General features: G+C 43.3%; 14 protein-coding genes. 9 read left to right on the top strand and 5 right to left on the bottom strand.

All coding sequences use genetic code 11. The features are described 5' to 3' along the window. Window position 1: 1 nt before the first annotated feature. Both AAA938_RS16900 and AAA938_RS16895 read right to left on the bottom strand, forming a co-directional pair. Window positions 2-469 carry a copper resistance protein NlpE gene (locus tag AAA938_RS16900; protein WP_338229941.1) on the bottom strand — a complete coding sequence of 156 codons (468 nt, stop codon included), beginning with the start codon at window positions 467-469 and terminating at the stop codon, window positions 2-4. A 37-nt stretch (window positions 470-506) separates the two neighbouring features. Then, a complete protein-coding gene (locus tag AAA938_RS16895; protein WP_338229940.1) occupies window positions 507-959 on the bottom strand; it encodes a hypothetical protein in 453 nt (150 codons plus the stop codon). A 195-nt stretch (window positions 960-1,154) separates the two neighbouring features. On the opposite strand from AAA938_RS16895, the gene AAA938_RS16890 reads away from it, so the two are divergent. The 3 genes from AAA938_RS16890 to AAA938_RS16880 are packed head-to-tail and all read left to right on the top strand — an operon-like array spanning window position 1,155 to window position 2,773. Next, window positions 1,155-1,730: a hypothetical protein gene (locus AAA938_RS16890; RefSeq protein ID WP_338220115.1), complete on the top strand. Its 576-nt coding sequence runs from the start codon at window positions 1,155-1,157 to the stop codon at window positions 1,728-1,730. Continuing rightward, the gene (locus AAA938_RS16885; protein WP_338220114.1) at window positions 1,723-2,004 is read left to right on the top strand and encodes a winged helix-turn-helix domain-containing protein; all 282 of its coding nucleotides are present in this window, start codon (window positions 1,723-1,725) and stop codon (window positions 2,002-2,004) included. Before AAA938_RS16890 ends, AAA938_RS16885 begins: the two co-directional genes overlap by 8 nt. A 43-nt stretch (window positions 2,005-2,047) precedes the next feature. Then, a complete protein-coding gene (locus AAA938_RS16880) occupies window positions 2,048-2,773 on the top strand; it encodes a hypothetical protein (protein WP_338229939.1) in 726 nt (241 codons plus the stop codon). Between the two features lie 55 nt (window positions 2,774-2,828). On the opposite strand, the gene AAA938_RS16875 is transcribed toward AAA938_RS16880, so the two are convergent. Beyond that, complete coding sequence (locus tag AAA938_RS16875; protein WP_338229938.1) at window positions 2,829-4,715, bottom strand: DUF4139 domain-containing protein; 1,887 nt, start codon at window positions 4,713-4,715, stop codon at window positions 2,829-2,831. A gap of 142 nt (window positions 4,716-4,857) precedes the next feature. Between AAA938_RS16875 and AAA938_RS16870 the strand changes: the two genes are divergently transcribed. Both AAA938_RS16870 and AAA938_RS16865 read left to right on the top strand, forming a co-directional pair. Next, a complete protein-coding gene (locus tag AAA938_RS16870; protein ID WP_338229937.1) occupies window positions 4,858-5,640 on the top strand; it encodes an undecaprenyl-diphosphate phosphatase in 783 nt (260 codons plus the stop codon). A 620-nt stretch (window positions 5,641-6,260) separates the two neighbouring features. Next, a complete protein-coding gene (locus tag AAA938_RS16865; RefSeq protein ID WP_338229936.1) occupies window positions 6,261-7,454 on the top strand; it encodes an ATP-binding protein in 1,194 nt (397 codons plus the stop codon). A 65-nt stretch (window positions 7,455-7,519) separates the two neighbouring features. On the opposite strand, the gene AAA938_RS16860 is transcribed toward AAA938_RS16865, so the two are convergent. After that, window positions 7,520-9,934 (bottom strand): S9 family peptidase, encoded by a 2,415-nt coding sequence (locus AAA938_RS16860; protein WP_338229935.1) that lies wholly within the window; start codon window positions 9,932-9,934, stop codon window positions 7,520-7,522. A gap of 131 nt (window positions 9,935-10,065) precedes the next feature. Here AAA938_RS16860 and AAA938_RS16855 point away from each other — a divergent pair, with 131 nt between their 5' ends. Next, window positions 10,066-11,100, top strand: coding sequence for a DUF481 domain-containing protein (locus AAA938_RS16855; RefSeq protein ID WP_338229934.1), 1,035 nt, complete (start codon window positions 10,066-10,068; stop codon window positions 11,098-11,100). A 166-nt stretch (window positions 11,101-11,266) separates the two neighbouring features. Continuing rightward, window positions 11,267-12,145: a hypothetical protein gene (locus tag AAA938_RS16850; protein WP_338229933.1), complete on the top strand. Its 879-nt coding sequence runs from the start codon at window positions 11,267-11,269 to the stop codon at window positions 12,143-12,145. 55 nt (window positions 12,146-12,200) lie between these two features. Here the strand turns inward: AAA938_RS16850 and AAA938_RS16845 are convergent, their stop codons facing one another. Next, the gene (locus AAA938_RS16845; RefSeq protein ID WP_338229932.1) at window positions 12,201-13,817 is read right to left on the bottom strand and encodes a helix-turn-helix domain-containing protein; all 1,617 of its coding nucleotides are present in this window, start codon (window positions 13,815-13,817) and stop codon (window positions 12,201-12,203) included. Between the two features lie 147 nt (window positions 13,818-13,964). Between AAA938_RS16845 and AAA938_RS16840 the strand changes: the two genes are divergently transcribed. Both AAA938_RS16840 and AAA938_RS16835 read left to right on the top strand, forming a co-directional pair. After that, on the top strand, window positions 13,965-14,534 hold the full coding sequence (locus AAA938_RS16840; protein WP_338229931.1) for an outer membrane beta-barrel protein: 570 nt from the start codon (window positions 13,965-13,967) through the stop codon (window positions 14,532-14,534). Window positions 14,535-14,600: 66 nt separating this feature from the next. After that, window positions 14,601-15,182: a hypothetical protein gene (locus AAA938_RS16835; protein ID WP_338229930.1), complete on the top strand. Its 582-nt coding sequence runs from the start codon at window positions 14,601-14,603 to the stop codon at window positions 15,180-15,182. Window positions 15,183-15,207 lie beyond the last annotated feature (25 nt).

The raw sequence follows: 15,207 nt of genomic DNA, 5'->3' as shown, positions 1-15,207 counted from the left end.
GTTATTGCTTTTGCAGAATATAAAATTCGGCTAAGTCCCCTTCGATTCGGTTCCCATCCTGATCCAAATGCCAGATCCGGTTTTCTCCGACCTTATATTTTCCGGGAGCATTTCCGATGAGACCTGTAAGCTGAACCATAGATCCTGTAGGATCCCATTCGAAAGTACCGGTGAAAATCTCCTCACGAGCATCATTCAGGCCCAGATAATTGGTCTTGAGTTCAAATGTTCCGTCGGCATTGAGAGTAACCCAGTTTTCAATTCCTTCGCAGCTTGCGCAGGGCAATACTCCAAAATAGGTTCCCGGCCAATCCAGTGAGGTTTGGGAATTGTCTCCTACTGGAAGCGATGAATTTCCTGCTTCTTGGGTTGATTCTTCATCGTTGGAAGAATTATCACTGCTGCTTCTAGTGCAGGAGTAAATCAAAGTCAGCAGCAAAAGGGGAAAATAAAAAACAGATTTTTTCATAACCATTCAATTAATGTTTAAAACGCATACCTAGGGACTAAACTCCAAACTGGGTCAAATGATGGTCCAAATGCTTGTAAAATAGATTGTTCCATTCCTGAGAGGTCATAGGACCAAAGGAAAGGGATTCTTTACCTTCAAAATGATCTGCTCCAAGAGAAAGCGTATGCTCCAGATATTTGATGAGTCGGCTTTTCTCTTCCTCAAAGTTTCTGCGGTCTGCAATAATAAAAACCGGGGCAGTCCGTGAATTTTTTGGATAAGGAACCTCATTGACCACTCCTTTTTTTACAAAAGCTTTCAGCAAAAACCGCATCAAAGCATTGGGCTTGGGATGCTTGTTGGTGTAGGCCATTTCATAGGCCACACAGCAATGGGCAAGCATCTGATCCACCGACATTTTTCCCCAAAGGGCCGGTGACTCAGGTTTGAGTTGATTGATTCTCTGAATCAGCTCATTGGTTACAGCAGGATCAAATAGGTTTTTCATGACGTTTGAGTAAGAAATGGCAGATCAAATATAGAGTTGAAATACGGACTGATCCTTTGGTTTTCAGCTCTTAAGACTCAAAAGTTAGGCAGATGAGGTTAAAGGCAAGAAAATTTTTGGGAAAAAATTGAAATAAAATTGTTTATAAAATAAACCTATTTATATTTGATCCGTTGATAAGACAAAAAACAGTTTATGGAAAAACAATTAAGCAGTTCGGAATCCTTGGCCCTGATCACGGAGATGATCAAAAAGGCCAAAAAGGAAGCCGCCGGAGATGGAAGCTTTCAGCTATTGCTCTGGGGTTGGGTTATTGCCTTGTGCAATTTTGGGCATTATTTCTTGGCCAAGTCAGGATATGAAATGCCCTATGTCGTTTGGTTGGCGGTGATTCCTGCCGCTATTTGGAGCTTTGTCCATGAATATCGAGAAAAAAGAAAAGCTAGGATAAAATCCCATTTGGATGAACTGCTGGGGCAGCTTTGGATTACGGTTTTTTCCGGGATGATCATCGTTTTGTCATTTATGGGGGTCCTTGGTTTCAATCATAATCCGGTAATCCTCATTTTGGCAGGAATAGGGGTATTTTGTTCCGGAGCGATAATCAAAGACAAATCCGTCAAAATAGGAGGACTGGTTTTGTTCCTGGGTTCAATAGTCGGATTTTTGATGCCTATGGAAGAGCAATATCTAGTAGGTGGAATAGCCATGATTTTAGGTTACCTCATGCCGGGCTATGTGTTAAAGAACAAATTCAAAAGCCGTGTTTAAGCCACTTGATCCCCTTCTTCATTCCCAGCTGAGACTGGCAATCATGTCCCTTTTACTTGGGTTAGAAGAGGCGGAATTTACATTCCTCAAAGAGAAAACGGAATCCACAGCCGGCAATCTCAGTGTGCAGCTCGACAAGCTCGAAAAGGCAGGATACATTACCATCCAAAAATCTTTTCGGGACAAGAGACCTCTCACTACTTGCCAAATCACACCCAAAGGGATCCAAGCTTTCGAGGAATATGTAGAAAATCTGAAAAACTATTTACCCTAAAAAATTTTCAAAATTAAGTTTACAATATAAACCAATTTACATCATGAAAACGAACTCTAGAATCTTCGCACTCCTAATGATGGTCACTTTGATGGCTATGGGTTTTCCTCAAGACCTCAAACGACTCAGCTATCAGGCATACCTCACCCAGGACAAAAATTCCTGGAAGCAAAATGTGGCACTTGCCACTCAGGCCCATCAGACTCAGCCCAATGAAAGGACTTCTTTTGACCTCGCCCTGATGGAATATGGTCTGATCAATGCTACGATGGTCGATCAGGATGAGCGCCTATTTGATGCCTATGTGGACGGCTTGGAAAAAAGACTTAAAACCCTGAGTTCATCCAAAACTTACGGGGCAGAGGCTAAGGCTCTTCTTTCTTCCCTCTATGGGTACAAAATTGCCTACAGTCCGATGAAAGGAATGTTTCTGGGACCAAAGAGCTCAGGCTTGCTGGAGGAAGCCTTTGCCCAAGCTCCCAATTCTCCGATCGTACTGAAAATGATGGCCGGGAATAAATATTTCACTCCGGAGACTTGGGGAGGGGACAAAAACGAAGCTCTGGCGCTTTTCCAAAAGTCAAATCAGGCTTTCGAAAAATCCGGAAAGGAGCAGGATTGGATGTATTTGGACAATATGGCTTGGATGGGAATGATCTATCTGGAGAAGGAAAATGAAGCCAAGGCAAAAGAAATTTGGACGGAAGCGGTGAAGCTTGAGCCTAACTTCCACTGGGTAGCTAAAGGCTTACTTGCGGATTTGAATTGAATTAGAGGTTTTACCATCGAAAAAGCAGCGGTCAGTGGCCGCTGCTTTTTTGGGTTTAGTCTAAAATTATCCGTTCACTTTTGGGATACTTGACTTCATATTGGAAAGAAACTTTCTGCTGTGCTCCCGGAGCCAAGCTTATTTCCCAAGTAATTATTCCCGTTTGTGGATCTAGTTTTCCACCGGTGAGTTCCCCAGGGGTCACTGTAATGTTTGAATTGACTGAAACCGGAATCTGATCCTTCACCAGGAGAGTGACGGGTTGGGATTTATTGTTTTTCAGGTTGATCTCATAGCCCCGGCTTTCGGTGATATTGGAGCCGATGGTTCGTTTTTTGGAGAATTGATCCACTTTTTCCCGCTGCATTACGATCGAGCGATCCCGGCCCATGGAGATTTGAAGCGTATCCTGAAGTGCGGCAGCATTGAGAATAGACCGACCGACAAAACCCTCCTCAAAGTACAGATTGCTTTCTCCCTCGAGCAGGCTGTATTGACTCCAATCGGTGATTTCCGCCAAGAGGAAGGCATCTTTGTCCAGTTTGGGGATAGCGGTGTAGCGATAATTTGCCGGTATTTCGTAGTTTTTCAAATCCACCAAAGTCCGCTCCCCGTTGGTTTTGATCGAATAGGGTTCGGCTACTTCGATTTCAACGGTGGTTTGGTTTTCGACAAAGCTGGTCAAAAGTGGAGCGGATTCTCTATCCTTAGTATTGCTCCCCGTAACCGAAACTCCTGCAACTCTCCCTTGAAGGCTTTTTTTTGCTTCTTGGCTATATCCTGTTACCAATACCTCTTGGAGTGCATAAACATCTTCTTGCATACTTACACTGACTGTGGAGCGCCCTTGGATAGCAATCTCTTGAGTAGAAAACCCTACAAAGGAAAAAACAAGGCTCTGAGCCGTCGAGGGTATGGTGATTGAATACCTCCCGTCCAAGTCAGTGGAGGTTCCGATGGTGGTTCCTTTGACCAAGACAGTGGCTCCGGGGATGGGCTCTCCATTGGAATCCAGCACCACTCCGCTGACCTGACCCGGTACGGGTGGCAAGGCAAACTTATTGACTGTCGTGTAGCGCGCATAGTTGAGTTCCCATTTTTCCAGAAGGGGTGCCTGTCCACTTTGGTTGGGGTTGGCATTGGAAAATCGAAGCTTGACATTTTTCCATTCTACCCCGGTGTTTTGGAATACCTCCGCTTTGTAATTGATTATCAAAGGATCGTTGATGGTTTTGACACGCACATCGTACTTGGGGTACCATCCTGCATTGGCTACCAGATAGTTGATTTGGAAATTGCCGTTTCCTGATGCAGGAGCTTTTACTCGTATCCGGATTTCGGACGTTGATTTATTTTGGCTCTCCTGCATGGCTAGAATCTGATTGCGAATGCGCTCAAGCTCCTTTTCTCCTTCGATAATTTTGGATTTTACTTCCAGTTCTTCGGCGGTGATTTTGGTGAGCTCAGCATCAAAAAAATCCAATGCGGTTCTTAATTCAGCCATAGTTGGTCCAGACTGAGTTCCGCCAAGGTCTTTATTGGCAGAAAGCAGGCTTGCTTTGTTGGATAGAATCTGAAGTCTGTTTTGGGCCAATGTGATAGACTTTTCAATGGATTCTATCTGTTTTTGAAGGTCTTTAACTTTTTCTCCGACCTCTTTTTCACTTAAATAATCCAATCTCTTATTGACTGCCTGGATGGAAAAATTGCCCTGAGCTTTTACCTGAATGCTTTTTTCATCGATATAAGGAGAAAGGCCCTTGATACTAATTACTGATTCGCCCGTAGGGATAGTCCCGCTGGCTGTTTCAAAAACTTGAGCCCCTGAGAGAAACAGCGTTACTTCCTTGATTTGGCTGTTCAGTGTTGTCTCTTTGATATCTTGGGCCTGAGCGATTGCGAGCAAGGAAAAAGCAATAAGTGAGGCAAAAATTCTTTTCATGTGTGGCTAGTTTAGTTTAAAAAGAACGAATTTTTTTCATCAAAAGGCAACAGAACAAGTATTAAAAATTGATTTCTATTCTTTCATTTCCCGGATTCCGGGTGAGATTGTTAGTTTTGCCGGATCAAATAATCTCCAATACATGTCTCTTTTTCAAAGTATCATCATTGCCATCATCGAAGGCCTCACCGAGTTTTTGCCGATATCTTCTACCGGACATATGATTTTGGCTTCGGCCGCTATGGGAATCCATGAAGATGAGTTTGTCAAAACCTTCGAGGTTTTTATTCAACTGGGAGCAATTTTGGCTATTGCGCTGATGTATATCAAGCGGTTTTTCCGAGGACTGAATATCTATTTCAAGCTTTTTGCAGCATTCTTGCCCACAGCAGTCATTGGTCTTTTGGCCTATGATTTTATCAAAGGCTACCTTTTTAATCCCATAGTGGTTTCCGTTTCCTTGATTCTTGGGGGCATCATTTTGATCTTCATTGACAAAAAGGTGGTCAATCAAGAGACTACGCTCAAGGAAGTAGAAGACATTTCCTACAAAAATGCCTTCTTCATCGGCCTTTGCCAGTGCCTTTCCATGGTGCCGGGAACCTCCCGCGCAGCAGCGACAATCATCGGCGGGGTGTTCAATGGACTGGACAAAAAGCAGGCGACCGAGTTCTCCTTCCTTTTGGCTGTGCCCACGATGATGGCTGCTGGAGGGTATGATCTGATCAAATCCGATTTGGCCTTCACTTCTGAGCAATTGAGCATGTTGGCTATTGGTTTTGGAGTAGCTTTTATTTCGGCTTGGTTTGCGGTAAAACTGTTTTTGAAATATGTCTCCAGCCATGGATTTACGGCTTTTGGTTGGTATCGAATAGTGCTGGGGATCCTGTTTTTGATCTTTATGTGGGGGTCGGATTTGGGATGAGTTTTTTGCTCACAGATTACACGGATTTTCACAGATGACATTATCTGTGTTCATCTGAGGCATCTGTGAGAAATAGAAATAGGCTGTTTTACCTCTAGCTGTTTTTTAGAAAAGCTCACAGAGAAACTGTTTTTGAAATACACTTCCAATTATGTTTTTACCGCTTTCGGCTGGTATCGAATAGTGCTGGGGATCCTGTTTTTGATCTTTATGTGGGGGTCGGATTTGGGATGAGTTTTTTGCTCACAGATTACACGGATTTTCACAGATGACATTATCTGTGTTCATCTGAGGCATCTGTGAGAAATAGAAATAGGCTGTTTTACCTCTAGCTGTTTTTTAGAAAAGCTCACAGAGAAACTGTTTTTGAAATACACTTCCAATTATGTTTTTACCGCTTTCGGCTGGTATCGGATTGTGTTGGGGAATGTATTTTTGATCCTGATGTGGGGAGCGGATTTGGGCTAAATTCCTTCACAAAAACCCTAATTTATTTCAAAGGGCTTAACCACCAACATATTTTCAGATCAATTTTGTAAAATTGAATTTACAAATTGTTTCAAAATTTGTAAAATGTGATTTACAAAAAATGTATTTTTGTGTAAAATCTATTTTACAATATGGAAAAGCTATTGACCAATTCCCAAGCAAAAATTCAGCGAATTTCACTGGATTTCAGTCGCTTTCTATTAAATAAGATCGATTGGAAGCAGAGGCTGATTGCCGTCACGGGTGCCCGAGGAGCCGGAAAGACCACCCTGTTGCTTCAATATGCCAAAAAGTACCTTAAGCCAGATGGAACGAACCTCTATATCTCTTTGGATGATCTCTATTTTATGGAGCATTCAATGGTAGAACTGGTAGACCAGTTTTATCTGAGTGGAGGAAGGGTTTTGCTTTTGGATGAAATTCACAAATACCCGAATTGGTCCAGAGAACTCAAATTGATTTATGATGATTTTCCCGAACTCAAGGTGGTATTTACTTCCTCTTCGATTTTGGAGATTTACAAGGGAGAGTCTGACCTCAGTCGAAGGGCCGTCAGCTATCTTTTACCTGAACTTTCCTTTCGGGAATTTATCGAATTGGAGACAGGAGTTACCTTTCCCGTGATTTCATTTGAACAGGTTCTTCAGGAACATGTCAGACTTGCTTCCCAAATAATCTCCTCTATCCAGCCGATAGCGCTTTTTCAGAAATATGTGAAATGGGGAGCCTATCCATTTTTTAAAGAAGGAACTGAAATCTATTCCGAAAAGCTCCGAAAAATCGTTCAGTTGATTCTGGAAGTAGATCTTATGGCAGTGGAAAACATGGACTATGAAACCGTATTTAAGCTAAAGAAGTTGATTCGGCTGATCGCCACCTCAGTTCCTTTTACCCCAAATGTGTCTGAACTCAGTCAAAAAGCGGGCATCTCACGGCCCAGCTTGCTTCGAGCGTTTGAGTTGCTCCATCGTGCCAGAATCCTGCAAATCCTCCATAAACCGAATTCTGGAGTTGGGGCTCTCACCAAGCCTGAGAAATTATACCTAGGAAACCCTAATTTGCTTTATGCTCTGGGAGAGGAAAATGTCAGTATTGGAACTATTCGGGAAAGCTTTTTTGCCAATCAGCTCAAGGCTGTTTCTACTGTTCATCTTGCCGAGAAGGGAGATTTTTTGATCAATGAAAAATGGAGGTTTGAGGTCGGAGGAAAAAACAAAACGAGCTATCAGATCAAGGATCTCCCGGATTCCTTTTTGGTCAAAGATGATATTGAAATCGGAGTTAAGAACACAATTCCACTTTGGCTTTTTGGTTTTTTGTATTGAAAAGGCCCTGCCAGTTTTTGAAAATCTGGCAGGGCTGATTATTTATTAGGTCTTTAAAACCTGCATTACTCCCTATTCTTCACATACTTTTCCAGCCAGGTATCCATCTCCCAAAGGGTGTGGAGTACGGATTCTTTGGCCGCATACCCGTGACTTTCATGTGGGAGAAATACCAATCGGGTGGTGGCACCGTGACCTTTCAGGGCATTGTAGTAGCGCTCGGACTGGATTGGGAACGTACCCGAGTTATTGTCGGCTTCTCCGTGGATCAGGAGAATCGGAGTTTTAACCTGATGGGCAAAAGAGAACGGCGACATATTGAAGTACACTTCAGGTGCTTCCCAATAGGTACGCTGCTCGTACTGGAATCCAAATGGAGTCAAGGTCCGGTTGTAAGCACCGCTTCTTGCGATTCCTGCGGCAAAGAGGTTGGAGTGCGAAAGCAAATTGGCCGTCATAAAAGCCCCATAAGAGTGGCCTCCCACAGCGATTTTGTTTCGGTCTCCGATGCCCATTTCTACAATATGATCGATCGCAGCCTCTGCATTGGCTACCAGCTGCTCGATAAAGAAATCATTCGGCTCCTGATCTCCTTCGCCTACGATCGGCATTTCGGTTTGGTCCATGATGGCATAGCCTCGAGTCACCCAATAGATCGGAGAACCCCAGCTAAGACGGGTGAACGTGTACTTGGAACCTCTTACCTGAGCGGCATCAGCTGCTGACTTGTACTCACGTGGATAGGCCCACATCAGGACAGGCAGTCTTCCGTCTTTGGCAGGATCATATCCCTCTGGAGTATAGACTACGGCAGAGAGATTCAGTCCGTCTTTTCTTTTGTACGTGACCAGTTGCTTATTGATCCCTTTGATGGACTCGTAGGGATGAGCAAAGTTGGTCACCTGCATCGGAGCAATTCGCTTGCGGGTATTGACCAGCCAATAATTGGGTTGGATGTCAGTGCTTTCTTTCAACGTCACAAATTCAGTAGCATCGGCATTCATGACTTTGACTACCCGCTCGTAGTAAGGGGCCTGAGATCTCCAGAGGATTTTTTGCTCTTTGGTAGCGGTATTGAAGGTGGAGAGGAAGGGCATGCTTCCTTCCGGACTTCCGCCTTCGGATCGCATGTAAAGCAAGTCTCCTTTTCGCATCAATACACTTCTTCCAAACTGATTTTCGGTGTAAATCGGATCTCCGGGATCATTGTACAAATCGTCTGAAGATCGTTCGATGATGACCCTTGGAGCTTGGGCAGGATTGGATGGATTGATGACTGAGCGCTTTTCTGTGCGGCTGGCAAACCATCTTTCATTCAAAATCGCAAAGGAATCATCAGACCAGGCAATTCCTCCATATCGGAGTGAAGTAGCGGCCAGCTTTTGTTTTTCTCCAGAAAAAGGAGCAGCCAAAGTATAAACGATGTCCCGCTCAGCTACTTCTGTACGAGGATTTCCCCCGTCCTGTGCTTCTACCCAATACAAAGTGGCTCCCTGATCTGCTCTCCAGTTTACACTTCTAGGCCCGGTGACCGTAGCATCGAAACCCGTCGGCCGCACTTCATCCAAAGGAATTTGGGCCAAAGTCTTGACCATCTCTCCGCTGGATTTCCAGATTTCTACTGAATAAGGGAATCTGCTGGCGGGGACGAGATAGGAAAACGGCTTTTGGATGGATTCGATCAACAAATAACTTCCATCAGGGCTCAGATCCATGGATTTGATCATGGCTGGTTTTCCGACAGGAGTTTTGCTTCCATCCAATCCAACTTTCATCAATTGGGAGTCCATGAAGTAGGCAAAAAGCGCCTCATCGTAGGGGTTGCTCAGCAAGTCTTGGTACGTACGGCTGGGTGCGGCATTTCCGGAAGTTTCCTGAATGACCGGACCGGCAGGTGCTGCTGGAGCTTTGGGCATGGAGCCTCTTTGGGGATTTACCGCTTTGATCAAGATGGAATTGTCCGGCATCCAAGCCACGGAGTTTCCAAAAACCTGATTGAGAATAGGCTCCGTAAGCTTTTTCGCTTCAAATGTGGATAAGTCCACCACCCAAAGGCTGATACCTGTTGCTTCTGTATTCGTGAAAGCCAAATATTTTTCATCTGCAGAAAGCGAGAAGCCATTCATTTTGGGATTTTGTGGCAACCCTATGATTTGTTTTTCCTCTCCGCTTCTGGTGTTTTTGATTTTCACATTGTAAAAACTTCCCGATCTGCTGGGGCCTGAGGTAGCTGGATTGATCCGAATGCCTCCGATTCGGAGTTCGGGTTGTGCCAGATCTTCAATGGAAGGGGCCTCGGATCGTTCCAAAACCATCATCATCGATCCATCCTTGTTGAAAGAGACGGAGGGAGTGGAGGGTGCATTGAATAGGTCTGCGATGGATGCGGGGGGAGTTTGGTAGGTGGTCTGGGCAGTCAGGCTCCAAGCGAAACTGCACAAATACACCAAAAGAGAAAGTTTTTTCAAAAATGGGTTCATATCTCGAATGATTTTTTTGGGAAAATAAAAAGAAGAATAGATTCTGCCCAAAAAACTTGGTGTACGGCTTGAGGATTCCCTAAAGGAGTGAATTCATTCTTTTGACTATTTTTGGAAATAGGTAAAATGAAATGAATAAACTATTCTTCGGGCTAGGCTTCTTTGGATTTCTGTGGATAAGTGTATTTGGCAAAGCAATAGCTCAGGACAGTTTGTACACCAAGTATGGAGATCTTTTGCTGGGTAAGATCGAAAAAATCACAGCTGAGAAAATCTACTTCAAAACTGCCTATCGAAGCGCTGCGGTAGATATCAAATTGAGTGAAGTGGCTAAAGTATCCAGTCCTGAAGGATTTTTGCTCAATGATATCCGAAACAAAAACTGGAGAGGTCAGCTGATTTTGGATTCCACCCATCAGGATATGGTGGGGATAAGAATGGCCGATTCGGTTTATTTTTTCCGTCAAAAAGACATTTACGCCTTAGGAAAGGACCAAAAAAAGAGGTTTAAGGACCGGTTTAAATTGGGAATCGACTTGGGATTCACTCGTGCCAAATCTGAAAACTCTCTTTCGCTTTCTGCAGGGATGTATTCCCGGTATCGTACCCGCAGATGGGATACCAATTTTGACTTCCAGAATTATGCAGCCATCATCGGGCCTACCGTGATTGGCAGATCCAGCTTTACCTACAACTTGTCCTATATTTTACCCAAAGAATGGTTTTTTAATGGCAGGTATCTGCTCTTTTCCACTACAGAACAGAATTTGGATCTCAGAAGGAATTTTTCGCTCAGTATGGGAAGATACCTTGTTCATCGGGATGACAAAGTTTTTTCCCTTAGCGGAGGCTTGGTTTCAAACAGGGAGCAGTATTTTGAAAATCCCCAGATTTTCAAAAGTGTGGAAGGAAATCTGAGTACACACCTCTATGGGAAGTTTGGGGAAAACTTTGACGGGATGGCCGACTGGAGTTTTTTCCCCAGCCTGACAGAAAAAGGAAGGATCAGAAACACGCTGAGCCTGGATTTAAAATACCTTTTTCTCAATCACTTCAATATCGGGATTCACTATGTATTGAATACGGACAGCGATCCTCCACTGGAAACCGAAAACCGGGATTTTATTTTAGAGTTGAAGTTTGGATGGACTGTTCACAGGAGGTAAACCCACTTATTGTGCAGGACTCAAGCTTCTTATCTTTTAGAAATTACAATTGAAATAACAGGTTGTAATAAAAAAACTTATCTCCTGTTTTATAATAAAAAGAACCAAACTTGGGCTTACTGTTGTATTCAGGTTTTTTTGGGGAAATTAATAGCCTTCCAGCCTCATGAATATCAAGTTATTGCTTCCTGTTTTTGTCTTTGTGGTAATTTCCGGTTTTACTGCTTTGGCACAAGACAAAAAGGTAGATACCATCCTCAAGATCAACGGGGATGAGCTACAGGGCACAGTAAAGGAAATCAGCCCAAGTTCAATCAAATTCTCCTACGCAGGAGAAGAATTGACCTATGAAGTCCCAAAATCAGACATCATCAAGATCACCTTTGCTTCAGGAAGAATTGAGTTTTTCAATAAGCCCAACTTGAGCAGTGAATCAGGAAATGCACCTGCCGGAGCAAAGCCCGGCCCGGAGTTCAATCAGCCTCAGGATCATCACAATAAGGTGGCCATACTACCTTTTCACTACCTGATCGATAAGCAAAATGCGAGTGAAGAAATAACCTATCAGGTTCAGATGGAGGCATACAGCTATTTAAACCGCCACATTGGTGCCTTGACTCTTCAGGATGTGAATGAAACGAATGCTCTGCTGATCCGAAATGGAGTAAATGAGGGCAATATGAGAGGTTTTACTATGGGAGAGATCTGCAATATCCTCGGAGTGGAATATGTGATCCAAGGGACAATCACCCAAGACCGGACTACCGTCACGAGTAGTAGTTCCAGTTCCTACAGTCAAAAAAGTTCAACTTCATCTGATTCCAAAAATAATTTTATCGGGGCTATCAACGGATCGAGCAAGGGAAGTGCGAGTACTTACTCTTCTTCCCAGCAGAACTATTCCACGGCTATATCCATGAATATTTACACGGACAAAGGAGAAAACATCTATTCTCAGTCCCATACAGGCTTTTGGCCGACTACTGATGCCTATAAAATCACGCTCCAGTACCTATTGAAACGAACGCCGATTTACAGAAAATAAGAGTTGAGTTTGGACAGATTGGCAAAAAGCTGAAGGAAAATCCTTCAGCTTTTTTTCATTTTATGAGTTCTTTCTTGATAAATGCGGTCGAGTACCCCGTTTTTTTGGAGATTTCTTCGATATCCATTCCCTCACTGAGAAGTTTGGAGGCCAATTCCAGCTTGATTTTTTTGAGGTATTTGCCGGGAGTAGTGTCGAAATTTTTAAAGATGCGGTTGAGTTGGACGGTATTTGTGTCAAATTTCTCAGCTATTGAATCGACCGTGGAAAGATTGTTTTCCAAAATGGCCAAGCGAAAATCTTCCAAGGTCAATTCATTTTTTAGGGGTATTAGCGTTCCCGTTTCTTTCTGCCCGTAATATTTCCTCCATAGGACCAAAGTGACCATGCCTAGAATAAATATTCCTCCCAATAATGCCCAAAAGGCATTTTTGGAGCGAAAATCAAGAATCGTCAAAGTGGCTGCAATGCCTGGGATAAATTCCTTCTTTATTTCATAGGTATTGACCTGATAGAGCCCATCTACGGCCCCGGCATAGAGGATTTCTTCTTTGAGAAAGATAGCATCCCGATTAAATTCCACTTGTGGGATTACGAGAAAAGGATCTTTTCCAAACTCTTCATCGACTACATAAAGACCATTTTCACTGGCTATCCAGAGATTTCCAAGTCCATCGATCTGCAAAGCAACCGAATACGGGATCGAATACTCCAAGCTTATGGTTTCTTGTTTGAGTTCATCCAGGACATAGACTCCTAGGTCCGAAGCCAAAAAAACTTGCTGCCCAGCCACATAAATATCCCTAATTCGGCTAGGGATTTGTGCAATAGGGTAGATTTTCTCTCCATCCCATAATAAACAGGTGCCTGAAATGGTGCTGATCAAGATTCCTTGATCTCCGACTATCTCCATATCCAGGTATTCGTCCCCTTGATGAATGGGATGGAGTGTAAACTCTTCCTCTACTTTGCTGACTGAGAGTGTATTCATGGAATAGATATCCCCTTTCCACCTCAGGATTTTTCGGGCTTTTCCTGCGAAAGGGCTAGTTCCGTCAGGGATTATTACAGAAGAATCCGGAGGAAAAAACTCACTCAATTCATCCCAAGGGAGGAAATATCGATTTTCGATCCTCACCATGGGTCCATTGGTATAGGTGGGATAATCCAATAAAATGGAATCGTTGACAAAAATGCCGGAATAAGTAGAAACCACTTTTAGACCCGGTTCCCAATAAATATCCCGGATGGATTTGTTGTGGTAGGTTTTGGTGTAATGCGGTCGGATTTCATATTCAAAAAGTGATGATCCAATGGAGATAAATAGGCGATCACCTTTCCGGGCGCCTGTGGCAATAAACACCCCTCGCTGAGGGATCAAATCCTGAATGGGTTTGGTGTCGAAAAGTTTGGAATTGGGAATAAAATCTGATTCATAGAACTGTTCTTTAAAAAAAACATAGGGTTTTTGAAATGTTATTTCCAGTTCTTCCCACTCATTTCCTTCCAGTTGATAGAGTTTATCTCCTGTTTTGACATACACTTCTCCGTTTGCTTCGAAGACATTTCTTACCGGAGTGGAAAAGGAATGCTTGGCAGTAAAAAGCGTGTCCTGCCCGAAAGAGGGCAAGAAAATCACTAGGAAAATGAGAAAAAAGATGACAAATCGCATGATTCACGAAATATAACAGCTAAAAATAACAGCTTTAATAAAATAACAGGGGTTTGTAATTTTTTTTAAGCCAAAGAAAAAAAGGATGCTCAAAGGATTGGTGAAATTGAACTAGGAAAATTTTATCAAAACCAAAATTTAATTCCTATGAAAAAATTTCTATTCGCAGCCTCCCTGTTTTTGGCAGGCTTAGTGGGACTTCAGGCACAGACTCAGATTAAGCCTGGAATCGGTGTAAACATGACCAATATCACCGGTGAAGGCACAGATGCCTCCGGTCAGGTGGGTTGGCAGATTGGCGGATCCGTCGCTTTTGGGGAGAAATTTTACGTAGAACCGGGCCTGTTTTATCAGACCAGTTCCGTGGAATATTTTACATCGACCTCCTCCCCGGTGACGGATCTGACTTACAGTGGTCTGAGAATACCCGTGGCAGTAGGGCTCGATGTCTTGGGTAATGCGGATTCATTTGCCGGATTGAGAGTATTCGGAGGGGCTTCAGGCTTGATAGTGACTGGGACGAGCAGTGAGTTTTATGACAAGGATGAAATAGAATCTCCACAGTGGGGGGTATTCGCAGGCGCGGGCTTGGATATTGCTATTTTCTATTTGGATCTATCCTATCAATGGTCGCTTTCCAATGTGCAAAAAGACATTGATCAGATAGATTTAGGTAAATCCAAAGGAATTTTTATTACTGCCGGATTGAGATTTTAAATTATTTTGTAGTTTAGGGAGAGAATAAAATTTTATTCTCTCCTTTTTGCCTTAAATTAATCAGAAATGCCTAAAAAGCTTTTGACCGCCCTTCTTCTAGCTTTTTTGGGTTGGAGATGTCAGCCAAAGGCTGATTCTGTGACCGAGGATCTTTTTGCAGATTCATTGGTCTCTGAGACTGATTCAGTTGACTTTACCCCCGAAGATCAAAGCAATATCCAGCGATTGATTCAGCTCACCCTTCTGGATCAATTCAAGGAGGACCTGGACTTGGGCTTGATTGATTCCCTTAGCCGAACTTACAAATACAATCAGGTAGATTTAAACGGAGACGGAGATCTGGAAATATTGGTCGGGTTGACCGGCCCTTTTTTCTGCGGATCAGGAGGATGTACCGTTTTATTGCTTACCAGCCATGGAGATGTGATCACCCGCTTTTCTGTGGTAAAATATCCCGCCTATGTGGATGAAGAAAGCTCCAATGGCTGGAGAAACCTGGTTTTGTATAGTGGAGGAGCCAATCGGGTGGCCCAATTTGATGGAACTTCCTATCCTTCCAATCCTTCTACCCTTACCACTTACAGTAAATCCATTGATCAGCTTCCCAAATTATTGGATTGGGAAAATCAAGAGGCATTTACTTATTAAAGTATATTAAAGCCTGAGTAGTTAG

Source organism: Algoriphagus taiwanensis (genome assembly GCF_036245645.1).
GTDB classification, from domain to species: domain Bacteria; phylum Bacteroidota; class Bacteroidia; order Cytophagales; family Cyclobacteriaceae; genus Algoriphagus; species Algoriphagus taiwanensis.
This window is presented reverse-complemented; position numbering and strand designations above follow the sequence as displayed.